This window comes from Streptomyces sp. NPDC033216 (assembly GCF_055577115.1).
In genome coordinates this window covers 128,358-149,833 of sequence record NZ_JBVIQK010000007.1, presented here as the reverse complement: position 1 = coordinate 149,833, position 21,476 = coordinate 128,358, and the positions used below count along the sequence as shown (strand labels likewise).

Sequence of the window (21,476 nt, the reverse complement as noted above, 5' to 3'; positions counted from 1 at the left end):
GGTCTGAGACCCTGTTACAGCCAAGTCAGCAACATTTGACCTCGGAAGGACGGTCGTGCACATCGTCATCATGGGCTGCGGCAGAGTGGGTTCCGCTCTCGCCCAGACCCTGGAGCAGCAGGGGCACACGGTCGCCGTGATCGACCAGGACCCCACCGCCTTCCGACGTCTTGGCTCCTCGTTCGGCGGCCGCCGGGTCACCGGAGTCGGCTTCGACCAGGACACCCTGCGCGAAGCGGGCATCGAGGAGGCCGGGGCCTTCGCCGCCGTCTCCAGCGGCGACAACTCCAACATCATCGCCGCCCGCGTGGCCCGCGAGATGTTCGGCATCGAGAACGTCGCCGCCCGCATCTACGACCCCCGCCGCGCCGAGGTCTACCAGCGCCTGGGCATCCCGACGGTGGCCACGGTCCGCTGGACGGCCGACCAGATGCTGCGCCGGCTGCTTCCCTCGGGTTCCGAGCCGCTGTGGCGCGACCCCACCGGCGGCGTCCAGCTGGCCGAGGTACACGCCTCAGCCTCCTGGGTCGGACACAAGATCAGCAAGCTTCAGGAGGAGACGGGCGTGCGCGTCGCCTTCCTGACCCGCCTCGGCGAGGCCATCCTGCCCACCTCGCAGACGGTTCTACAGGAGGGCGACCTGGTGCACGTGATGATGCGCACCGACGACGTGGAGAAGGTCGAGGCCTCGTTCGCCGAGGGCCCGAAGGAGGACGGTCACCGATGAGGGTCGCCATTGCCGGAGCCGGCGCGGTCGGCCGATCGATCGCGGGCGAGCTGCTGGAGAACGGCCACGAGGTCCTGCTGGTCGACAAGGCGCCGACCGCCATCTCGGTCGAGCGCGTCCCGCAGGCGGAGTGGCTGCTGGCCGACGCCTGCGAGATCACCTCCCTCGACGAGGCGGCTCTCCAGCGCTGCAACGTCGTGATCGCCGCGACGGGCGACGACAAGGTCAACCTGGTCGTGTCTCTGCTCGCGAAGACGGAGTACGGCGTCCCGCGCGTGGTCGCCCGGGTGAACAACCCGAAGAACGAGTGGCTCTTCAACGAGTCCTGGGGCGTGGACGTCGCCGTCTCCACCCCGCGTCTGATGTCGGCCCTGGTGGAGGAGGCGGTGAGCGTCGGCGACCTGGTACGCCTGCTCCGCTTCAGCCACGGCGACGCCAACCTCGTCGAACTGACCCTCCCCGAGGAGTCGGCCCTGGCCGGCACCCAGGTCGGCGACGTGGAGTGGCCCGAGGACACCTCCCTGGTCACCATCATCCGCGGCACCCGCGTCCTCACCCCGTCCCGTGAGGACTCCCTGGAAGCGGGCGACGAACTTCTGTTCGTGGCCGCGCAGGCCCGGGAGGAGCAACTGGAGGACCTGCTGTCGGTACGCCGAGAGGGCTGACTTCCCCACGCCTTCACCAAGCAGATGCTCAGCGAGCTGTCGGCCGCGGACTGCCTCAGGCCGGTCTGAGGGATACCCCGCCGCGGAGTTCGAGGTCGAGGCCGTTCGGACCCGGAGGCGGCTCCGGGGGCGGAGCCAAGGGTCTCCGGGGGCGCAGCAAAGGGCCAGGGGCGGGAGGTGCAGCGGGGGCGAAACACAGCGGTGCGGGCCGCCGGCAGCCCCAGGTGCGCAAGCGCCCGTGCCGCCGGAACCTACCCGTCCCGGCGGTGCCGCGGCCCGGCGTCCGCGGTACCCGCCGCGTCGGCCTCCGCCGCCTCCGGCTGCGCAGCCTTCGACTCCGCGGCCTTCTCCTCCGCCTCCATCTCCGCGAAGACGTCGATCGGCGCGGGAGCCTTCGCCAGGAACACCCACGTCAGCCACACGGCCAGCAGGAACGGCGGAATCTTCAGCGCGATCAGCACCCATCCCAGCTGGGTGGTGTCGGCCCACCAGTACAGCGGGAAGAGAATCGCGCACTTGGCGAGAAGAATCAGCCCCCAGGCATAGCTGGCCTTCGCGTAGGCCTTCTTGCGGCCGGGGTTGCGGGTCCGCCAGGAGAGGTTCTCCTTGAACACCGGCCCGAGGATCAGCCCGAGCAGCGGGACCCCGCACAGGGTCGTGATGATGTACGCCAGCGACAGGCCCAGGGTGTAGAGCATGCCGGGCAGGTAGAAGTCCTTCGCGTTGCCCGTCATCATCGCGAACACGACGCCGAAGGCGACACCGAAGACACCGCTGAAGGCGTGCTTCACCGTGTCCTTCATGGCCAGGCGGACCACGACCAGGACCAACGACACCGCCAGCGCGGCGATCGCCGACATGTGCAGGTCCTTGTTGATCGTGTAGATCGTGACGAACAGCAGGCCGGGCACCACCGTCTCGACCATGCCCCGCACCCCGCCGAACGCCTCGAAAAGCGCGGCTTCCGTCACCGCCCGGGCGTCGTCCTGCTGAGTGTCTTCGGTCGGCTTGTCGAGCGACGTCACCGGCTACTCCCTACCAAGGGGTCTCAGTTCGTACTTGGGGTTGAACAGCACCCGACGGCCCCGGCTCAGTGAGATCCGGCCCGATGCTATGAGCTTGCGCCCCGGCTCTATGCCGACGATGGAGCGTCTGCCCAGCCAGACCACGTCCAGCGCGGCGGAGCCGTCGAACAGCTCGGCCTCCAGCGCCGGAACTCCGGCCCGCGGTCGCAGGGTGACCGTGCGCAAGGTACCAGTAACCGTGACGATCTGACGGTCCTGGCAGTCTCCGATCCGCGTACAGCCGGCGGTCTCGGTATCCTCCCGCAGCTCCTCGGACTCCAGGTCCTCCTGGGAGGAGGAGAGCCGATCGAGCATGCGCCGGAACCGGCCCACCGGCTTCTCGGAACGAGGAACAGCACTCATGCCTGAAGGGTACCGGGAGGCACCCCGAGGCCCGTACCCGCATGGTGACGCCCCGCCCCCACCTCCCGACTCGGACCTGCCGCGGCTCACCTCTCGCATCGATGCCCCCGACGCCGGCCCCGTGACGAAGTGCCGGGGAGGGGACGGACCTGCCTCCACCTTCCTGAGCGGTTGCGCCCCGGCGGACCCGCGGGTAGTTCGCCTCCGTCCCGTACGACAGCCCCCACGCCTCTGGAAGCAGGTACTTCTGGCCGACCAGGCAACCGGAGGTGCGCATCCGCGCCTCCGAGGAAGCGGGCCGACGACGGTGGCGGATCCGAAGCCGGTAACGGCCCCGGCCGGCCACGGCCGCCCGATCCTCGGCCGCACGCACGGTGAGCACCATGGCCAGTCCCCCGCCCGGTGCGCCTCCGCTTCGAGGGTCGTAGACGGCCGGCGCCTCCGCCTCCGCCTACGGAGAGGGCGAGAGGGCAGGCACCGGACAGCTTTGACGTGGTCCTGACGCGGTGGACAGGACACTCCGTGAGCCGACTTGCCCATACGCCCTCCCCCTCGCTCCCTCGCCGTCCCCCTCACCGCTCCATCGGATGAGCGCCCCGGACCGGTTCACGCCGGACGGTTCCTTTTCTCGCGCCGTGCGGCGGCCGCCTCCGACGCCGTGCGGCACCCGCTCTCACACCGTGCTGTCCCCGTGCGTCAGCGTCTCCCAGGCGACGAAGAGGTTGTTGCTGCCCGCCGGGCGGTTCTGCAAGGTCAGCGTCTGCGTGTTCGTCATCGGGATGCCGAGCCGGTTGTGCAGCGCGTTGTAGCCGACCTCGGTGACCGGGCCGAGGCCCAGCTTCAGGGAGCCGCCGCACAGCCAGCTCGGTGCGGCCGTGCCGAGCTGGTACTTGGAGTGGAGGCCGAGTGCGTGCCGCAGCCGCTCGCCGACGTCGGTGCCGTAGAGATCCTGGCCCTGGATCCGGCTGGTCTCGGCGATGTGCGAGATCGCCGAGATGCCGTACCCGGTGTGGGTGAAGTCGCGGCAGGTCTCCTGGCTCAGGCCGTCGACGAAGGTGGTCTGGCCCTGCCAGTAGGCGACGATCTTCTCCCGGGTGTCGAGGTTCTGGCTCGGCACGGTCTTCGGCAGGGCGCCGTCGGAGGCGAGGTAGACGTAGGCGGCGGTACGGGTGCGGAACTTCGCCATCGCCTTGTCGTACGACGTCTTGTCCTCCAGGAAGACGGAGATGCCGACGGCGGCCTCCATCATCGACAGCTCCCAGTTGCCGTTGGAGTTCGAGCCGTTGATGACCTCGGGGAGGTAGACGTCGCGCAGCATGTCGGCGAAGCGCCCGGAGTTGGCCCAGGTGCCGGAGTACGTGTACTTGATGATCTCGGCCGCCCTGGGCCAGGACGAGCCCGCCCACCCGGTCTGGAGGGGCGCGTTGCTGTTGGTGTGGTCCGTGATCATCGCGGACCAGGCGTCCATCAGTTCGATCGCCTTCTTCGCGTGACGCTCGTCGCGCGTGACGTACCAGGCGAGGGCCTGGGTGTAGGCGGCGATCGCGTCCTCGCGCTCGTCCGTACAGCCGTTGTTCGGGTTGGAGTAGGAGCCGCATTCGACGATCGCGCGCGGCTTGGGGACGCGGTTCAGGTCGGCGTACTTGCTCGCCAGCATCCGGTCGTACGCCCCCTTCCACGGCTGGGCACCGGCATTGACCTGTTGGCGGGCGAAGTCGAGCTGGGCCCGGGAGACGGTGACGCCGGGGTGGGCGAAGGCGGCGGGTGCGGCCTCGGCGCGGGTGACGGCGGGAGCGGCCAGGGTGCCCAGGAGGAGGGCGGTGACGGTCACGAGGAATGCGGGTCTACGCACTGCGACTCCGTTCTCGTATGTGAACACAGGGCGCCCTTATGAACTAGGGCGTTGAGCGGAGACGCTAGGTACAGACCAATGGGTCGTCAAGGGTGCGCGCACGACGGAAAGGGCCGCACCCCCAGGAGGGGGTGCGGCCCTTTCCGTCGCTGCCGACCGAGCGGGGCGGCTAGCGGACTTCCGTGATCTCCGGTCCGCGCTGCAACTGCCCCATGCCGCCGGAGAAGCGGGAACCCGCCTCCTCCTGCTGGACGCTCTCGGGAACCATCTGGGCGTCGTTGGGCAGCTTCAGGACGATCGGGTCGCGCGGAGCCATCGGGCCCTCGCCGCGTACCACGACCGTGTCCCGGAAGATCTGCTCCAGCAGGCCGGCGGCCTGCGGCTGCACCGCGCCCTGACCCGAGATCACCCCGCGCAGGAACCAGCGGGGACCGTCCACGCCGACGAACCGCACGACATGGAAGCCGCTCGTGCCGTCCGGCAGCTGCACCGGCACCTGCGCCCGCAGCTCCCAGCCCAGCGGGCCCTCCACCTCGTCGATGATGCCGCCCTGCTGGGTGATGCCGGAGCCGATCTCCTCGCGCACCTCGCCCCAGATGCCCTCGCGCTTGGGAGCGGCGAAGGCCTGGAGCTGGATGGCGCTGTCCCGCAGTACGACGGTGGCCGCGACGATCGCGTCACCGGCGACCTCGACCCGCAACTCCATGCCGTCGACTCCGGGCACGAAAAGGCCGCCCAGGTCCACCCGTCCCTCGGCGGGGTCGCGCACCTCCGAGCTGTCCCAGGGACCGTCCGGCCGCGGCTCCGGCTCCAGCCGTACGCGCTCGCGCACGCCCTCCGTCTCCTCCGCCTCAGTGTCGACGCTGTCGACGACCTGCTCGGCCTCGCCGGCCGCGTCCTCGGCGGCACCCTTCTTCTTGCGACGTCCGAACACGTCACTGTCCTTCCCGGTCGGATACGACCGATGCGTATCGATTCCCACCCGTCGCGCCGCCCACGGCGGCTTGACCGTTCGTGCCGCTTGCGCCGTCCACGGCGGCGTGGCCACCGGTGGACCCGAAGCCCCCTTCGGCCCGCGCCGAGTCGGGAAGTTCCGCGACCTCCTGGAAGCGGACCTTCTCGACCTGCTGGACAACCAGTTGGGCAATCCGGTCGAAGCGCTCGAACCGCACGGACTCGCGCGGGTCGAGATTCACCACGATCACCTTGATCTCCCCACGGTACCCGGCATCAACCGTCCCCGGGGCATTCACGAGGGCGACACCGCATCGGGCGGCGAGCCCCGACCGGGGGTGCACGAAGGCCGCGTACCCCTCGGGCAGCGCGATGGCCACCCCCGTGGGGAGTACCGCCCGCTCCCCCGGCGCCAGTTCACGGCTTTCGGTGGTCCGCAGATCGGCCCCCGCGTCACCGGGTTGCGCGTACGTGGGAAGCGGTACGTCGGGATCGACGCGCCGGATCAGCACGGGCACGGGTTCACGGCTCACGGGTTCACCTCGAAGGCGCGGCCGCGCCGGACCAGGTCCGGGTCGCTCATGGCGGCGTCGATCTCCTCCTGGCGGCCGTGCTGGACGAAGTGCTTCACCTCGACCTCGACGAAGAGCGCGTCGGCGCGGACCGCGACGGGCCCCTCGGGGCCGCCGATCCGGCCGGTGGCCGTCGAGTAGATCTTCCGCCCGGCCACCGCCGTCACCTCGGCCTCGAAATACAGCGTCGTCCCGACGGGCACGGGCCGCGCGAAGTCGGTCTCCAGCCGTCCGGTCACGGCGATGGTGCGCAGCAGCCAGTTCAGCGAACCGAGCGTCTCGTCGAGCGCGGTGGCCAGGACACCGCCGTGCGCCAGACCCGGCGCCCCCTGATGAGCGGGCTGCACCGTGAACTCAGCGGTGACGGTCACTCCCTCGCCGGCCCGCGCCTCCAGGTGCAGCCCGTGCGACTGGCCGCCGCCACACCCGAAACACTGTTCGTAGTGCGCGCCGAGAAGCTCGCCGGGCGCGGGCGCGTCGGGATGCCGGACCGGTTTCACGGCGCCGGCCGGAGGCTCAAGAGCTGCGGAAGTACCACTCACAGCCGCAGACCTTACCCGCCCGCCCGTCACCCACCACCAATCCGACGGCAACACTGGGGCACCGGCCCTCCGACCCCGCCCGTCATCCGCTCCCACCCTGAGCCGGGCCCGGGTCGGACACCGTGCCAAGCTTGGTTCCATGCAGCTCTCCGCCACCCCGTACGACGAACGCCTCACCACTCCCCGCTCCTGGTGGTTCGTCTCGTGCCTCGTGGGCGTCGCCTTCGCCCTGATCCTGCTGCCCTTCGGCACCCTGCCACCGCTCGGCGGCCTGGTCGGCGGCACCGCGGTCGCCGCGGTCGCGGCCAGTTCGTACGGCTCGCTCCGCATCCGCGTGGTGGGCGACTCGCTCATCGCGGGAGAAGCGAAGATCCCGGTCGCGGCGCTGGGTGAGGCGGAGGTGCTGGACGCGGAGGAGGCGCGGGCCTGGCGCACGTACAAGGCGGACACCCGGGCGTTCCTGCTGCTGCGCGCCTACATTCCCACCGCGCTGCGGGTGGAGGTCACCGACCCGGCCGACCCGACGCCCTACCTGTACCTGTCGACTCGTGAACCGCAGCGGCTGGCCGAGGCACTGCGAGCGGCACGGGGAACCGCGGCGTAGGCGAACTTCGCGGAACGCGGGGCGGGGAAAGATCGCGGCGCGGGCGGTGGTTCCGCCTCCGCCGCGCAACCCTTTTCAGCCCTCGAGTTCGCCGGGGCTGTCCCCGAGCGGCAGAGGGTTCTGCGGTTTCTCCAGGGGTGGCAGTTCGGGCAGCTCGTCCCACGGCACCTGCATCGTGCGCAGGTCGGCCCGGACCTTCGCAGCCAGTTTCCTGGTGTCCCGGCGGTTCATCACCGCACCCACGGCGGCACCCACCAGGAAGGGCATGAGGTTCGGCAGGTCGCGGACCATGCGCTTCATGATCTGCTGCCGCAGCTCGCGCTTCATCTGGCCGCCGAGGGCCGAGTTGATCGAGGTGGGCTTCCGTACGTCGACGCCGCGTTCGCCGGACCACGAGCGCAGATACGCGGTGCTGCGGTCGACGAGGTTCCCGGCGGGTCGTACGCCGTAGACCTCGTGCAGTTCGGCGATCAGTTTCAGCTCGATCGCCGCCACGCCGCTGATCTCCGCGGCGATCTCGGCCGGCATCGCCGGCGGTACGGGCAGCATGGCCGCCGCACCGACACCCGCGCCCACGGTGGAGGTGGCTCTCGCCGCGCCCGCCACGAGCTTGTCGGCGAGCTGCTCCGGCCCGAGTCCGGGGAACTGCCGACGCAGCGTACGGAGATCCCGTACGGGGATCCGCGGGGCCATCTCGATGACGCGGTCCGCGAGGTGGGCGATGCCCGCCCTGGCGCGCTTGCCGCCCCTGCGGGCGCCGTCCTTCGCCAGGTCGACCGCCTTGTGCCGGATCGCCGCGGCCCGTCGCCTGGCGACGGGCGCGGCGCCCTGAGCCGGCGCCGGGAGGTCACCCCGGTCGCCCGCCGCTTCGAGCGAGGCCGATCCCGCAGGGAAAACTCCCTTGCCGGATGAGCCTCGCTCGTCGTCACGCACGCCGTGAGGGCCGTCGGACGGCCCCTTGTCCGCTCCTGACAGGAGGAAGCGGCGCTTCCGAGGAGGGGTCGAGCCAGTCACGGCCGACCCGCCCTCAGTCGCAGTCGCGGCAGATCGGCTGGCCGTTCTTCTCACGGGCCAGCTGGCTGCGGTGGTGCACCAGGAAGCAGCTCATGCAAGTGAACTCGTCCTGCTGCTTGGGCAGAACCCGGACGGCCAGCTCCTCATTGGAGAGGTCTGCGCCGGGCAGTTCCAGGCCTTCTGCGGCCTCGAACTCGTCGACATCGACTGCGGAGGCGGACTTGTCGTTCCGCCGTGCCTTCAGTTCTTCAAGGCTGTCGGAGTCAACGTCGTCGTCGGTCTTGCGTGGGGTGTCGTAATCGGTTGCCATTTCGCCTCTCCCCCTCTGGGTGTCTGCGGTGTCTCCAGCGCACGTAACGCGTGAGAGGCCGGACTTGTGCCCGCCTCGAGGCGGAGATTTTGCCTCACATCAAGGTCTGTTACTCAATCGACACCCAACCGGCCCCCTCAGGAGTGATCGGCTTGGATGGCGATCGGGACCGTACACGGTCCGAATGCCGCACTACAAAGGCGCCTCACCGTGTACTTCCCGTGATCAAGACGCCCGAAAACCCGGAGTTTCCGGGCTTTCCGACAGCATTCTTGATCACAGAGAGTGGATGGCCGGAAAACCGCTCTTGTGATCGATCACACACGGGGAAGCCTGATCGCGGCCCTGAAAATTCCGCGCAAAGCGAACAAGCCCGCGTGTGTCGCGGCATGTTCTCAGAGCGGCAGGCTGACTCGCATCACGAGCCCTCCTCCCTCGCGCGGCTGCGCCGCGATATGGCCGCCGTGCGCCCGTGCCACGGAGCGCGCGATCGACAGGCCGAGTCCGACGCCCTTGTCGCTGCCCGTTCGCTCCGTGCGCAGTCGCCGGAAGGGTTCGAAAAGATTGTCGATCTCGTAAGCGGGGACCACCGGGCCCGTATTGGACACGACGAGAACCGCCTGGCCGTGCTGGACCTCGGTGGTCACCTCGACCCAGCCGTCCTCGGGGACGTTGTAGCGCACGGCGTTCTGCACCAGGTTAAGCGCGATCCGCTCCAGGAGTACGCCATTGCCCTGGACGACCGCGGGATCGCGCTTCCCGCGGATCTTCACGCCCTTCGCCTCGGCCTCGCCGTGCGCCTGGTCGATGGCCTGCCCGGCGACCTCGGCGAGGTCGACCGGCTTGCGCTCGACGACCTGGTTGTCACTGCGGGCCAGCAGCAGCAGACCCTCCACGAGCTGCTCGCTGCGCTCGTTGGTGGCCAGCAGCGTCTTGCCCAGCTGCTGGAGTTCCACCGGCGCGTCGGGGTCGGAGAGGTGCACTTCGAGCAGCGTGCGGTTGATGGCCAGCGGCGTCCTCAGTTCGTGGGAGGCGTTGCCCACGAAACGCTGCTGGGCGGTGAAGGCGCGCTGCAACCGCTCCAGCATGTCGTCGAAGGTGTCGGCCAGCTCCTTCAGCTCGTCGTCCGGCCCGTCCAGCTCGATACGGCGGGACAGATCCGAGCCCGCCACGGAACGCGCGGTGCGCAGGATCCGGCCGAGCGGGGCGAGAACGCGGCCGGCCATGGCGTACCCGAACGCGAACGCGATCACGGCGAGTCCGAGGAGGGCCAGCAGCGAGCGGCTGAGCAGGTCGTCCAGGGCATGCTGGCGCTGCTGGTTGGCGCACTCGTTCATGGCGCGGTTCAGCTCGTTGGCGGTGGGTTCGTTCGGGAAGTTGCAGATGTCGCTGGCGACCTGCCCGGCGAGGATCCTGAAGGGCAGATCGCTGCCCACGTTCAGCGCGTTCGCCGCCAGCAGGTAGATGATCGACAGCAGCAGGATGCCGGCGATCAGGAACATCCCGCCGTACAGCAGCGTGAGCCGTATCCGGATGGTCGGGCGCAGCCAGGGGAAGGGGGCCTGTGGCCTCCTGGGGTCCCAGGTGGGCTTGGGGGGCGCCTGCGGTGGCGCCGGCGTCGTGGCCACGGGGTCAGATCCGGTAGCCGGAGCCGGGGACGGTGACGATCACCGGCGGTTCTCCGAGCTTGCGACGCAGGGTCATGACGGTCACCCGCACGACGTTGGTGAACGGGTCGGTGTTCTCGTCCCAGGCCTTCTCCAGGAGCTGCTCCGCGGAGACGACGGTGCCCTCACTGCGCATCAGCACCTCCAGGACGGCGAACTCCTTGGGGGCGAGCTGCACCTCCTTGCCGTCGCGGAAGACCTCGCGGCGGTTCGGGTCGAGCTTGATGCCGGCGCGCTCCAGGACGGGCGGCAGCGGCAGGCTGGTGCGCCGGCCCAGGGCACGCACGCGTGCGATCAGCTCACTGAAGGCGAAGGGCTTGGGGAGGTAGTCGTCGGCGCCGATCTCCAGGCCCTCGACGCGGTCGCTGACGTCGCCGGACGCCGTGAGCATCAGTACGCGCGTGGGCATGCCCAGCTCGACGATCTTGCGGCAGACGTCGTCGCCGTGCACGAGCGGGAGGTCACGGTCGAGGACGACCACGTCGTAGTCGTTGACGCCGATGCGCTCCAGGGCGGCCGCACCGTCGTACACGACGTCGACGGCCATGGCCTCCCGGCGCAGTCCGGTGGCCACCGCATCGGCGAGCAGCTGCTCGTCCTCGACGACGAGTACGCGCACGTCGCTGTCCTTCCTGTGTCCACCCGGGGAGCGCTCCGTGGGCGCACGCGGGCAGGGGGTTCGGGTGAGTGGGCCTCCATCCTGCCCTTTTCGGCCATAAGTCGGCGGTAAGGCGGGTTGGAGGGGTCTGAAGGACGGGTGTGAAGCCCAGGGAATGCCAGATTTTCTGCGCGGGTTGAGGTTTCTGCGGGAGGGAGCGGGGGGAGGACGGTTCTACATCCCGCGATCACGCTCTGCATGTGCCGCAGCACCATGCGGCACTCCGCGATCCGCTTGCCGCAGAGTGGGCGTGGGTGTCCGGCACCGTCGCCGCCCGGCCGGGCAGCGCTGGGCACCTGTTGGAGACGTGATCGCCCCTTCCCAATCGGCACACCCCCGTGCCACAGACCCACGACCCAGGACGAGGGGGCGCAGCATGGACGCATTCACCGCAGGACTTCTGCAGCGCATAAGGGCGACCGAGTCCGACCTGACGCGGGCCCGCGACGAGGGCGACGACTTCCTCGTGGAGGTCGAGCAGGGCGAGCTCGACGACCTGCGCCGTCTCGCCGCCGAGCACGGTGTGCAGGTCGGTGTGATGATGGCCTGACCAGGCCGCACGTACGACGGAGGGCCCCGGCGAATCCAGCGCCGGGGCCCCTTCGTGTGCGCGCGTCGGACGTCCGGTCGGGCGCGGTGCCGGGCGCTCAGTCGTGCCAGGCGCCGAAGTCCTCCAGCAGCCGCTGGAGGGGCTCGAAGACGCCAGGGGTCCCGGCGATGGTCAGCTCGCGCGAGGGGCGCTCTCCGGGGCGGCCACCGGTCAGGGCGCCCGCCTCCCGGGCGATCAGGTCGCCCGCCGCGAGGTCCCAGGGGTGCAGGCCGCGCTCGTAGTACCCGTCGAGGCGGCCGGCTGCCACGTCGCACAGGTCGACGGCCGCGGAGCCGCTGCGCCGGATGTCACGCAGCAGCGGGATCAGCCGCTGGGCGACGTCGGCCTGGTGGGCGCGGACCTCGGTGACGTAGTTGAAGCCGGTGGAGACCAGGGCCTGTTCGAGCGGGGCCGCCGGCCTACAGGCGATGGCGCGCTCGCCCTCCCAGGCGCCGGTCGCCCACGCGCCCCCTCCGCGCACCGCGCGGTAGGTCTCGCCGCGCATCGGGATCGCCACGACTGCGGCGACGGTCTCGCCGTCCTGCTCCGCGGCGATGGAGACGGCCCAGGTGGGCAGGCCGTAGAGGTAGTTCACGGTGCCGTCGAGGGGGTCGATCACCCAGCGGATGCCGCTGCTGCCCTCGCTGGAGGCGCCCTCCTCGCCGAGGAAGCCGTCGTCGGCGCGGTGCTCCGAGATCAGGCTGGTGATCAGCTTCTCGGCGGCGATGTCCATCTCGGTGACGACGTCGATGGGGCTCGACTTGGTGGCGGCGACCGCGAGGTCGGCCGGTCGGCCGTCCCGCAGCAGGTCGCCGGCCCGGCGGGCGGCTTCCTCGGCCAGTTCGAGCAGTTCGGTGTGCAGGGGGTCGGTCACGGCGCTCCTCACGCGTACGGGCTGTCGGCACCCGCGGCGGCGGGCCTGGGGGCACGGGACGGACAGCAGCCGACGGGACAGAGGTTGTGGCTCGCGCCCAGGGCGCCCAGGGCGCACGGGGCGACGTCCCGCCCGCTCTCGGTCGCGGCGCGCTCCAGGACGAGTTCGCGGATGGCCGCGGCGAAGCGCGGATCGGAGCCGACGGTGGCCGAGCGGCGCACCGGCAGGCCCAGTTCCCCGGCCTTGGCCGTGGCCTCCGTGTCGAGGTCGTAGAGGACCTCCATGTGGTCGGAAACGAAGCCGATGGGGGCCATCACGACGGCCGGCGCCCCCGCCGCGTGCCGCTCCTCCAGGTGGTCGCAGATGTCCGGCTCCAGCCACGGGATGTGGGGGGCGCCGGAGCGGGACTGGTAGACGAGCTGCCACGGGTGGTCCACGCCGGTGCGCTCGCGGACGGCGTCGGCGACGAGCCGGGCCACGTCCAGGTGCTGCGCGACGTACGCCCCGCCGTCGCCGTGGTCGTCGACGGGGCCGGAGGTGTCGGCGGCGGCCGTCGGGATGGAGTGGGTCGTGAAGGCGATGTGGGCGCCGTCCCGGACGTCGTCGGGCAGGTCGGCGAGGGAGCGGACCACACCGTCGATCATGGGCTCCAGGAAGCCCGGATGGTTGAAGTAGTGCCGCAGCTTGTCGACCTTCGGCGGCTCCAGGCCCTCGGCCTGGAGCGCGGCCAGCGAGTCGGCGAGGTTCTCGCGGTACTGGCGGCAGCCCGAGTACGAGGCGTACGCGCTGGTGGCGAGGACGAGGACGCGGCGTCGGCCGTCGGCGACCATCTCGCGCAGGGCGTCCGTCAGGTACGGGGCCCAGTTGCGGTTGCCCCAGTAGACCGGCAGGCCGAGCCCGTGGTCCGCGAAGTCCTTGCGCAAGGCGTCCAGCAGGGCACGGTTCTGGTCGTTGATGGGGCTGACCCCGCCGAACAGGAAGTAGTGCTGCCCGACTTCCCTGAGGCGTTCCTTGGGGATGCCGCGCCCGCGCGTCACGTTCTCCAGGAACGGGACCACGTCGTCCGGGCCTTCCGGTCCGCCGAAGGAGAGCAGGAGCAGGGCGTCGTAGGGGGTGGCATCGAGCGCGTCTGGCATGTCTCGATCCTGCCACCCGTCGCTGACAGCCCGGAAACGCCGGGTGGTCGTGGCGGGCGACTTCCGGGCGTCGGAGCGCGCAAAGGGTCGTGGCAGGGGGTCCGTAAGGGGTACGGCAGGGGCGCGGCAGGGGTACGTTAGGGTTGCCTAACTCGTAAGCTGTATCAGCCGCCTACGCGCCTTACCGGTAGGCGGCCCCCCTTGCACGCCCCACCGAGCCCCACCGACTCTCGCAGAGCCACCTTTTCTCGCGCCGTGCCGAGCCGCCACGCACGCGTGACCGGACCCGACGGAGACCTCCGTGCCCAGCCCCTACCGCGCCCTGTTCGCCGCCCCCGGCTCCAGGGGTTTCTCCGCCGCGGGGTTCCTCGGCCGGATGCCGCTGTCGATGATGGGCATCGGCGTGGTCACGATGGTCTCCCAGCTCACCGGGCGCTACGGCCTCGCCGGCGCCCTCTCGGCGACCATCGCGCTGTCGGCGGCGGCGATCGGGCCGCAGATCTCGCGCCTGGTGGACCGGCACGGGCAGCGCAGGGTGCTGCGGCCCGCCACGCTGGTCGCGCTCGTCGCGGCGACCGGGCTGCTGCTGGCCGCGCACTTCGCATGGCCGGACTGGGTGCTGTTCGCGTGCGCCGCCGCGATCGGATCGGTGCCCTCCCTCGGCGCGATGATCCGGGCCCGCTGGGCGGCCGTCTACCGGGGGACCCCGCAGTTGCACACCGCGTACTCCTTCGAGTCCGTGGTGGACGAGGTCTGCTTCATCTTCGGCCCGATCATCTCCATCGGCCTGTCCACGGCCTGGTTCCCGGAGGCCGGTCCCCTGCTGGCGGCCTGCTTCCTCGCCGTCGGCGTCTTCTGGCTGACCGCGCAGCGGTCCACCGAGCCCGAGCCCCACCCGCGCGAGCGGAAGGGCGGCGGCACGGCGATGCGCTCGCCCGGCCTGCGCGTACTGGTGGCGACGTTCGTGGCGACGGGGGCCGTCTTCGGAGCGGTCGACGTGGTCACCGTGGCCTACGCCGACGAGCAGGGGCACAAGGCCGCCGCGAGCGTCATCCTGGCGCTGTACGCCGCCGGCTCCTGCGTGGCGGCCCTGGTATTCGGCCTGCTGCGCCCCCAGGGAGCCCCCGAGCGACGCTGGTTGCTGGGCGTGTTCATGATGGGCGTGAGTATGATCCCCCTCCTACTGGTCGGGAACTTGCCGTTTCTGGCCGTGGCGCTCTTCGTCGCGGGCCTCGCCATCGCTCCCACGATGATCACGACGATGTCCCTCATCGAAGAGCACGTACCACGCGCGCAGCTGACCGAGGGCATGACCTGGGTGAGTACCGGGCTCGCGGTCGGGGTCGCGCTGGGTTCCTCGATCGCCGGCTGGGTCATCGACACGGCGGGCGCGCGGGCCGGGTACGGGGTTCCGGCGGTCTCCGGAGCCGTCGCGGTCGCGGTCGGTTTCCTCGGGTACCGCCGGCTCAGCAGGCCGGCGCCGGGTCGTGGAGGCACCGTTGAGCAGCACAGCGAGCGGCAAGAGCGGCACGTGGCGTAACTGGGGCGGCAATGTCGTCTCCCGTCCCGCGCGGGAGGTCACGCCCGCCTCCGTCGACGAACTGGCCGCGGCGGTGCACCGGGCGGCCGAGGACGGACTGACGGTCAAGGCGGTCGGCACGGGTCACTCCTTCACGTCGATCGCCGCGACGGACGGTGTGTTGATACGCCCTCACCTACTGACCGGCATCCGCACCATCGATCGCGAAGCCATGACCGTCACGGTCGAGGCGGGCACCCCGCTCAGAAGACTCAACCTGGCGCTGGCACGCGAGGGGCTGTCGCTCACCAACATGGGCGACATCATGGAGCAGACCGTCTCCGGCGCCACCAGTACGGGCACCCACGGCACGGGCCGGGAGTCGGCCTCCATCGCCGCCCAGATCAAGGGCCTGGAGCTGGTCACGGCCGACGGCTCGGTCCTGACGTGCTCGGAGAAGGAGAACCCGGAGGTCTTCGCGGCGGCCCGGATCGGCCTCGGCGCCCTCGGCGTCGTCGCCGCGATCACCTTCGCCGTGGAGCCGATCTTCCTGCTCACCGCGCGCGAGGAGCCGATGCCCTTCGACAGGGTCCTCGCCGACTTCGACGAACTGTGGGCCGAGAACGAGCACTTCGAGTTCTACTGGTTCCCGCACACCGGTAACACCAACACCAAGCGCAACAACCGCAGCGTCGGACCGCGCAGGCCGGTGGGACAGTTGGCCGGCTGGTTCGAGGACGAGTTCCTCTCCAACAGCGTCTTCCAGGCGGCCCAGTGGGTCGGCAGGGCGGTGCCCGCCACGATTCCGGCCATCGCCAGGGTCTCCAGCAGGGCGCTCTCCGCGCGCAGTTACACGGACATCCCCTACAAGGTCTTCACGTCGCCGCGCAGGGTCCGGTTCGTGGAGATGGAGTACGCCGTGCCGCGCGAGGCGGTGACCGAGGCGCTGCGCGAACTGAGGGCCATGATCGAGCGCTCTCCCCTGCGGATCAGCTTCCCCGTGGAGGTGCGCACCGCACCGGCCGACGACATCACCCTGTCCACCGCCTCCGGCCGCGACAGCGCCTACATCGCGGTCCACATGGTCAAGGGTTCGCCGTACCAGGGGTACTTCACCGCCGCCGAGCGCATCCTCACCGCGCACGAGGGCCGACCCCACTGGGGCAAGATCCACACTCGGGACGCGGAGTACTTCGCCGGGGTCTACCCGCGGTTCGGCGAGTTCACGGCGTTGCGGGATCGGCTGGATCCTGACCGGCGGTTCCAGAACGACTACCTGCGGAGGGTTCTGGGGCAGTAGCGGATTCGGTGGGCATGGGGGTCGGCTCCTGTCCGGCCCCCGTGTCCCCGCTCGCGCTCGGCGTGGGCTCCGGCGACGTCGTACCGCTGTCGTCGCCGGGAGAGGAATCCGGGGCGGTGCCGTCGTCGGAGGGCGTGGCGGCCCCGGTGGCCGCGGGACTCTCCGAAGAGGTGGGTGCCGGGCCGGTGCCGCCGGGGGCCGGGCCGTCGTCCGGGTCGGAGTCCCCGCCCGAAGGCGAGGCGGCGGTGCCCGACAGGGCGTCGCCCACGGTCGTACCGCCGTCGCCGCTGAAGCTGGCGCCGGAGGCCAGTTCGTACGCGGTGACGCCCGCCATGGTCACGCCGAAGACCAGGGCCGCCGCGACGGCCGGCCGTTTCCAGCTCCGCACACGCGCGCGGTGGACCGTTCCCCGGGAGTACTCGCCGGGGGCGAGGGCGCTCGTCCGCCTGGGCCGGGGAACCACGGCAACTTCGCGGAACTGCTCGCCGGTACGGCTGAAGAAGTGCTGGAAGACGGTGCCGCCGCAGGTGGCGACGACGCTCACGACACCGGCGCCGAGGATCGTGCCGTAGACACCGAAGTACGAGGCGAGTTTGGCGGCCACCACGGCGGCGACCGCACCGCCCGCGACCTGAGGGACGCTCAGATCGCTCCGTTTCGGTTCCTTCACCTCCCCCGCCGCGTTCGACTCCTCGTTCCCACCGGGCTGTTCACGCATTCCGGGACCTAGCCTGCCTCTCTCGTACGTGATCGACTTTTCCTGCCGGATCAACCAACTGCACGAAAAAGGGACGTACGCGCGAAACCGATAGTTCCGTTTCTGGGGATTGCGTGAAGTACGCCACGTCCAAGATCGCGGAAAGCGCTTGCCCGGTCGGCAGACCGCACCCCTTGCCGGAAGTCGGGCGGCGCGCCAATCCACGCAGGTGGCCCGAATGGAGTACTGTTGCGAGCCCTGGGTCCGGTCTCCCACCAGGATGTCCGGAGCCTTCACGGACCGCCAGGAGGAGGTCAGTTGCACAGGGTTACGGAGTTGGTCACTCAGCGTGGCTGATTGATCACCGTGCCATAACGGCGATCAAGGGCTCATGCGCGACACGCCGGGCAACTCGGCAAGGTTGTGGCAGGCTGCACCCGGGCAGGCCACACTCGACTAGCGGAAGCAGCGACGCACGTGACGTCGGCAGGCACCACCCGGGAGGTCCCCATGCCCGAACTGCGTGTCGTGGCCGTCTCGAATGACGGCACACGGCTGGTGCTGAAGGCTGCGGACAGCACGGAGTACACGCTTCCGATCGACGAGCGTCTGCGCGCCGCCGTCCGGGGCGACCGTCCCCGCCTCGGCCAGATCGAGATCGAGGTGGAGAGCCATCTCCGCCCCCGCGACATCCAGGCGCGTATACGTGCCGGCGCGACCGCGGAAGAAGTCGCGCAGATGGCAGGCATCCCCGTCGACCGCGTACGCCGTTTCGAAGGCCCCGTGCTGGCCGAGCGTGCGTTCATGGCCGAGCGGGCCCGCAAGACTCCCGTCCGCCGGCCCGGCGAGAACGCCGGTCCGCAGCTCGGGGAGTCCGTGCAGGAGCGGCTGACGCTGCGCGGCGCCGAGAAGGACACCGTGCAGTGGGACTCCTGGCGCCGCGACGACGGCACCTGGGAGGTCCTGCTCGTCTACCGGGTCGCGGGCGAACCGCACTCGGCGAGCTGGACGTACGACCCGCCACGGCGGCTCGTCCAGGCCGTCGACGACGAGGCGCGCTCGCTGATCGGCGAGTCCGACGACCTCGCCGCGCCGGAGCCCAGCTTCCCCTTCGTTCCGCGCATCGCCCGGTTGCCCCGCGACCGCACGATGGACCGCGCTCTCGACCGGGCGAGCCTGCCCGCACAACCCTCCGAGCCTGCCGAGGAGAGCACCGGCGAGCGCGAACGGGACTCCCTGACCAGCCTGCTGGAAGCGGTACCGAGCTTCCGGGGCGACATGATCGTCCCGGAGATCCCCTCCGAGGAGCCGGAAGAGCCCACCGAGGAACCGGCCGAAGAGGAGCCGCCGGCGCCCGCAGCGTCCGCCGGTTCCGCCTATGCGGACGTCCTCATGCCGCGCTCCGTCGGCAGCCACCGCGACCGACTCATCGGCTCCACGGACCGTCAGGCCGAGGCCGACGGAGTCCGGCCCGGCCGCCGCGCCGCGGTGCCCAGCTGGGACGAGATCGTGTTCGGCACCCGACGCAAGAAGCAGGAGTAACGCGGGCAGCGCGAGCGGGTCGCCGTACGGCGACCCGGCCGTGGCCTGCACGCTTCACCCCCGTCGGTTCGCACAGGGGTGCATACGTGGGAAGGGGTCGCACCTGTTCGGTGCGACCCCTTTCTCGTGTGCAGCGCGACGGAGTTACCGGGGGTCCGGGCCCACGGCCACCGGACGGGACGGGTCCGAGGACCACTCCGACCACGAACCGACGTACAGGGCCGCGGGAATCCCCGCGACGGCGAGCGCCAGCACCTCATGGGCACCGGAGACGCCGGAACCGCAGTACACGCCGACCTCGGCGCCGTCGGACGCCCCCAGCGTCCGGAAACGGTTCCTCAAGTCCTCGGCGGGCAGGAAACGGCCCTCCGGACCGACGTTGTCCGTCGTCGGCGCGGAGACGGCGCCCGGAATGTGTCCGCCGACCCGGTCGATCGGCTCCACCTCGCCCCGGTACCGCTCACCCGCGCGCGCGTCGAACAGGACGCCGGAGCGGGCCAGTGCCGCCGCCGCGTCCGCGTCGAGGAGTCCCCCGGCGTCCGGCCGCGGCTCGAAGTCACCCTCCGCGGGCGCCGGGACGTCGACCGACAACTCCCCCTGCCACGCCGTCAACCCGCCGTCGAGGACTCGCACATTCGGGTGGCCTGTCCAGCGCAGCAGCCACCACGCGCGGGCCGCCGCCCAGCCCTGCCCGCCGTCGTACACCACCACCGGCCGGGCGGCCGACACGCCCGCCCGGCGCATGGCCGCACCGAAGTCCGCCAGATCCGGCAGCGGATGACGGCCGCCCGCGCCGGGCACCCCGGCCAGTTCCCGGTCCAGGTCGACGTACACGGCGCCCGGTACATGCCCGGAAGCGTGGGCGGCCCGGCCGTCGAACGGAGGCTCACCGGCCGCCTTCGCCACACTGAGCTGCCAGCGGACGTCGAGCACGGTCGGCGGGTTCTCCCCCGCCAGGGCACCCGCGAGTTCGGATGCGGAGATGATGGCGTTCATGGCCCCATCCTCGCGCACCGGGTGGCCCCGTCGTCCAGGTCCGGCTACTCTGCTCGGCCGGACAGGCCCGATCACGAGGCGTACGGGATCGGGCACATGTCGTACAGCCGATCGACATCCTTCGCAATCGCACGAAAACGGATCAGGAACCGCACCCCTGCCGTCCCTCCCGACACACCCGCCACGGCACGGCGGCGCGCCCGGAGCGCTCGCCACCGTGAGTGGTGCGAGCATCAGCCCGGGGCCGGAGTGCGGAAGTGACGCGGCCACCGCGAGTGGTCGAGGAGAGAGTGACGATGCCCCAGGCACGTGGGCCGGCCGGCCTGAACGGCGAAGCACACACCCGGTACGCACCCGGCACACCCTGCTGGGTGAGCTTGATGGCGCACGGACTGACGGCCACGCAGGAGTTCTACGGCGAGCTGTTCGGCTGGGAGTTCCGACCCGGACCGCACCAGCTCGGGCCGTACGTACGTGCCCTGCTCGAGGGCCGCGAGGTGGCCGGCATCGGCCAACTCCCCCCGGACCGGCACCTCCCCGTGGCCTGGACGCCCTACCTCGCCTCCGACGACGTGGACACCACCGCCGAGACGGTGCGCCTGAGCGGCGGCACGATCGGGGTCGGTCCGCTGGACGCCTCCGACGCCGGGCGCCTGGCCATCGGGTCCGACCCGACCGGCGCGGTCTTCGGTATCTGGCAGGCGGCCGCCCTGCTGGGCACGGACCTCACGGGCGGACACGGCACCCCCGCCTGGAACGAACTGCTGACCTTCGAGTCGGCGAGCGTCGTCAAGTTCTACGAGACGGTGTTCGGCTACCGCCGGGAAGCGGTGGCGTCCGACGACTTCGACTACGTCACCCTGCACGTCGCGGAACGCCCGGTCGCCGGAGTCCGCGGTCTGGGCGACGCGCTCCCCCGGGACCGGGGGGCGCACTGGATGACGTACTTCGAGGTGGGCGACGCGGACGAGATGGTCGCGCGGGTCGCCGACCTCGGCGGGCAGGTCCTCGCACCGGCCCACGACGGTGCGCGCGGGCGCGTGGCGACGGTCGCCGATCCGGAGGGAGCGCGCTTCGCCCTGATCCAGGAACCTGCCTGAAGTCCAGGTCCGGCGGAAGGCTGATCGAGGGCTGGCCGAGGTCCGCCGAGAGGTGCTAGACCTGCTGCACGGGCAGGACGTCCGGGGAGAGCACCGCCGCGCGGGCCGACGCGGCCGTCATACGGCGGCGATGGTGGCGCCGGCACAGGACCTCGTAGCCGACGGTGTCCGCCTGGTCCACGTCGCCGATCACGACCTGCGCGCCCTCGACGACCATCACTCCGCCGACCGTGCGGGCGTTGTGCGTGGCGCGGGCGCCGCACCAGCACAGGGCCTCGACCTGGAGGACCTCCACACGGTCGGCCAGCTCCACGAGCCGCTGCGAGCCGGGGAACAGCTTCGAGCGGAAGTCGGTCGTGATGCCGAAGGCGTAGACGTCGATCTCGAGATCGTCCACCACGCGCGCGAGCTGGTCGATCTGCTCCTCCGCGAGGAACTGCGCCTCGTCCGCGATCACATAGTCCGCGCGGCCGCCCTGCGAGAGGTGGTCGACCAGGTAGCCGTACAGGTCCTGGCCGTCCTCCACCTCCACCGCGTCGGTGACCAGGCCGAGGCGGGAGGACAGCTTGCCCTCGCCCGCGCGGTCGTCGCGGGTGAAGATGATGCCCTGGAGGCCGCGCGCGGAGCGGTTGTGCTCTATCTGGAGAGCCAGCGTGGACTTCCCGCAGTCCATGGTTCCGGAGAAGAACACCAGCTCGGGCATGAGGAGTCGAGCACCTTTCGGCGGGATT

The 21,476-nt window shown here is 70.9% G+C and carries 23 protein-coding genes; 8 read left to right on the top strand and 15 right to left on the bottom strand.

Annotated elements, in window-relative coordinates:
• The first annotated feature begins 55 nt into the window (after window positions 1-55).
• Both ACZ5Y0_RS16170 and ACZ5Y0_RS16165 read left to right on the top strand, forming a co-directional pair.
• A complete protein-coding gene (locus tag ACZ5Y0_RS16170; RefSeq protein ID WP_469129298.1) occupies window positions 56-727 on the top strand; it encodes a potassium channel family protein in 672 nt (223 codons plus the stop codon).
• A complete protein-coding gene (locus tag ACZ5Y0_RS16165) occupies window positions 724-1,392 on the top strand; it encodes a potassium channel family protein (RefSeq protein WP_469129297.1) in 669 nt (222 codons plus the stop codon). The genes ACZ5Y0_RS16170 and ACZ5Y0_RS16165 overlap by 4 nt, the downstream gene beginning before the upstream one ends.
• A 251-nt stretch (window positions 1,393-1,643) precedes the next feature.
• Here ACZ5Y0_RS16165 and ACZ5Y0_RS16160 read toward each other — a convergent pair whose 3' ends face one another.
• The 6 genes from ACZ5Y0_RS16160 to ACZ5Y0_RS16135 form a co-directional block, all read right to left on the bottom strand.
• A complete protein-coding gene (locus ACZ5Y0_RS16160) occupies window positions 1,644-2,417 on the bottom strand; it encodes a DUF3159 domain-containing protein (RefSeq protein ID WP_469129296.1) in 774 nt (257 codons plus the stop codon).
• A gap of 3 nt (window positions 2,418-2,420) precedes the next feature.
• A complete protein-coding gene (locus ACZ5Y0_RS16155; protein WP_469129295.1) occupies window positions 2,421-2,819 on the bottom strand; it encodes an OB-fold nucleic acid binding domain-containing protein in 399 nt (132 codons plus the stop codon).
• 673 nt (window positions 2,820-3,492) lie between these two features.
• Window positions 3,493-4,671 carry an alginate lyase family protein gene (locus ACZ5Y0_RS16150; protein WP_469129294.1) on the bottom strand — a complete coding sequence of 393 codons (1,179 nt, stop codon included), beginning with the start codon at window positions 4,669-4,671 and terminating at the stop codon, window positions 3,493-3,495.
• Between the two features lie 169 nt (window positions 4,672-4,840).
• Window positions 4,841-5,605, bottom strand: coding sequence for a DUF3710 domain-containing protein (locus tag ACZ5Y0_RS16145; protein WP_469129293.1), 765 nt, complete (start codon window positions 5,603-5,605; stop codon window positions 4,841-4,843).
• Window position 5,606: 1 nt separating this feature from the next.
• Window positions 5,607-6,158, bottom strand: a complete 552-nt coding sequence (gene dut / locus ACZ5Y0_RS16140) for a dUTP diphosphatase (protein WP_469129292.1) — start codon at window positions 6,156-6,158, stop codon at window positions 5,607-5,609.
• Window positions 6,155-6,739 (bottom strand): PaaI family thioesterase, encoded by a 585-nt coding sequence (locus ACZ5Y0_RS16135; protein ID WP_469129291.1) that lies wholly within the window; start codon window positions 6,737-6,739, stop codon window positions 6,155-6,157. Before ACZ5Y0_RS16135 ends, dut begins: the two co-directional genes overlap by 4 nt.
• Window positions 6,740-6,878: 139 nt before the next feature.
• On the opposite strand from ACZ5Y0_RS16135, the gene ACZ5Y0_RS16130 reads away from it, so the two are divergent.
• Window positions 6,879-7,343 carry a DUF3093 domain-containing protein gene (locus ACZ5Y0_RS16130; RefSeq protein WP_469129290.1) on the top strand — a complete coding sequence of 155 codons (465 nt, stop codon included), beginning with the start codon at window positions 6,879-6,881 and terminating at the stop codon, window positions 7,341-7,343.
• Between the two features lie 75 nt (window positions 7,344-7,418).
• Here ACZ5Y0_RS16130 and ACZ5Y0_RS16125 read toward each other — a convergent pair whose 3' ends face one another.
• The 4 genes from ACZ5Y0_RS16125 to ACZ5Y0_RS16110 all read right to left on the bottom strand — a co-directional run bounded on the left by ACZ5Y0_RS16125 (window position 7,419) and on the right by ACZ5Y0_RS16110 (window position 10,953).
• On the bottom strand, window positions 7,419-8,357 hold the full coding sequence (locus tag ACZ5Y0_RS16125; protein WP_469129289.1) for a hypothetical protein: 939 nt from the start codon (window positions 8,355-8,357) through the stop codon (window positions 7,419-7,421).
• A 13-nt stretch (window positions 8,358-8,370) separates the two neighbouring features.
• Entirely contained in the window at window positions 8,371-8,667 is a 297-nt protein-coding gene (locus ACZ5Y0_RS16120) for a DUF4193 domain-containing protein (RefSeq protein WP_003993510.1), read from the bottom strand.
• Between the two features lie 395 nt (window positions 8,668-9,062).
• Window positions 9,063-10,295 (bottom strand): sensor histidine kinase, encoded by a 1,233-nt coding sequence (locus ACZ5Y0_RS16115; protein WP_469129288.1) that lies wholly within the window; start codon window positions 10,293-10,295, stop codon window positions 9,063-9,065.
• Between the two features lie 4 nt (window positions 10,296-10,299).
• Window positions 10,300-10,953, bottom strand: coding sequence for a response regulator transcription factor (locus ACZ5Y0_RS16110; protein ID WP_467515691.1), 654 nt, complete (start codon window positions 10,951-10,953; stop codon window positions 10,300-10,302).
• A gap of 415 nt (window positions 10,954-11,368) precedes the next feature.
• On the opposite strand from ACZ5Y0_RS16110, the gene ACZ5Y0_RS16105 reads away from it, so the two are divergent.
• The gene (locus tag ACZ5Y0_RS16105) at window positions 11,369-11,542 is read left to right on the top strand and encodes a hypothetical protein (RefSeq protein WP_469129287.1); all 174 of its coding nucleotides are present in this window, start codon (window positions 11,369-11,371) and stop codon (window positions 11,540-11,542) included.
• A 97-nt stretch (window positions 11,543-11,639) separates the two neighbouring features.
• Here the strand turns inward: ACZ5Y0_RS16105 and ACZ5Y0_RS16100 are convergent, their stop codons facing one another.
• Both ACZ5Y0_RS16100 and ACZ5Y0_RS16095 read right to left on the bottom strand, forming a co-directional pair.
• A complete protein-coding gene (locus ACZ5Y0_RS16100) occupies window positions 11,640-12,455 on the bottom strand; it encodes an inositol monophosphatase family protein (RefSeq protein WP_469129286.1) in 816 nt (271 codons plus the stop codon).
• Window positions 12,456-12,463: 8 nt separating this feature from the next.
• Complete coding sequence (locus ACZ5Y0_RS16095; RefSeq protein WP_469129285.1) at window positions 12,464-13,591, bottom strand: ferrochelatase; 1,128 nt, start codon at window positions 13,589-13,591, stop codon at window positions 12,464-12,466.
• Between the two features lie 301 nt (window positions 13,592-13,892).
• Here ACZ5Y0_RS16095 and ACZ5Y0_RS16090 point away from each other — a divergent pair, with 301 nt between their 5' ends.
• Window positions 13,893-15,131: an MFS transporter gene (locus ACZ5Y0_RS16090; protein WP_469129284.1), complete on the top strand. Its 1,239-nt coding sequence runs from the start codon at window positions 13,893-13,895 to the stop codon at window positions 15,129-15,131.
• On the top strand, window positions 15,091-16,410 hold the full coding sequence (locus tag ACZ5Y0_RS16085) for a D-arabinono-1,4-lactone oxidase (protein WP_469129283.1): 1,320 nt from the start codon (window positions 15,091-15,093) through the stop codon (window positions 16,408-16,410). Before ACZ5Y0_RS16090 ends, ACZ5Y0_RS16085 begins: the two co-directional genes overlap by 41 nt.
• On the opposite strand, the gene ACZ5Y0_RS16080 is transcribed toward ACZ5Y0_RS16085, so the two are convergent.
• Window positions 16,334-17,128: a hypothetical protein gene (locus ACZ5Y0_RS16080; RefSeq protein WP_469129282.1), complete on the bottom strand. Its 795-nt coding sequence runs from the start codon at window positions 17,126-17,128 to the stop codon at window positions 16,334-16,336. The two genes, ACZ5Y0_RS16085 and ACZ5Y0_RS16080, sit on opposite strands and share 77 nt — an antisense overlap.
• A 489-nt stretch (window positions 17,129-17,617) precedes the next feature.
• On the opposite strand from ACZ5Y0_RS16080, the gene sepH reads away from it, so the two are divergent.
• Window positions 17,618-18,649, top strand: a complete 1,032-nt coding sequence (sepH, locus tag ACZ5Y0_RS16075) for a septation protein SepH (protein WP_469129281.1) — start codon at window positions 17,618-17,620, stop codon at window positions 18,647-18,649.
• Between the two features lie 144 nt (window positions 18,650-18,793).
• On the opposite strand, the gene ACZ5Y0_RS16070 is transcribed toward sepH, so the two are convergent.
• Window positions 18,794-19,645, bottom strand: a complete 852-nt coding sequence (locus ACZ5Y0_RS16070) for a sulfurtransferase (protein WP_469129280.1) — start codon at window positions 19,643-19,645, stop codon at window positions 18,794-18,796.
• A gap of 296 nt (window positions 19,646-19,941) precedes the next feature.
• Between ACZ5Y0_RS16070 and ACZ5Y0_RS16065 the strand changes: the two genes are divergently transcribed.
• Window positions 19,942-20,745, top strand: a complete 804-nt coding sequence (locus ACZ5Y0_RS16065; protein WP_469129279.1) for a VOC family protein — start codon at window positions 19,942-19,944, stop codon at window positions 20,743-20,745.
• A gap of 55 nt (window positions 20,746-20,800) precedes the next feature.
• On the opposite strand, the gene ACZ5Y0_RS16060 is transcribed toward ACZ5Y0_RS16065, so the two are convergent.
• Window positions 20,801-21,448 carry a thymidine kinase gene (locus ACZ5Y0_RS16060; RefSeq protein ID WP_469129278.1) on the bottom strand — a complete coding sequence of 216 codons (648 nt, stop codon included), beginning with the start codon at window positions 21,446-21,448 and terminating at the stop codon, window positions 20,801-20,803.
• Between the last annotated feature and the right edge of the window lie 28 nt (window positions 21,449-21,476).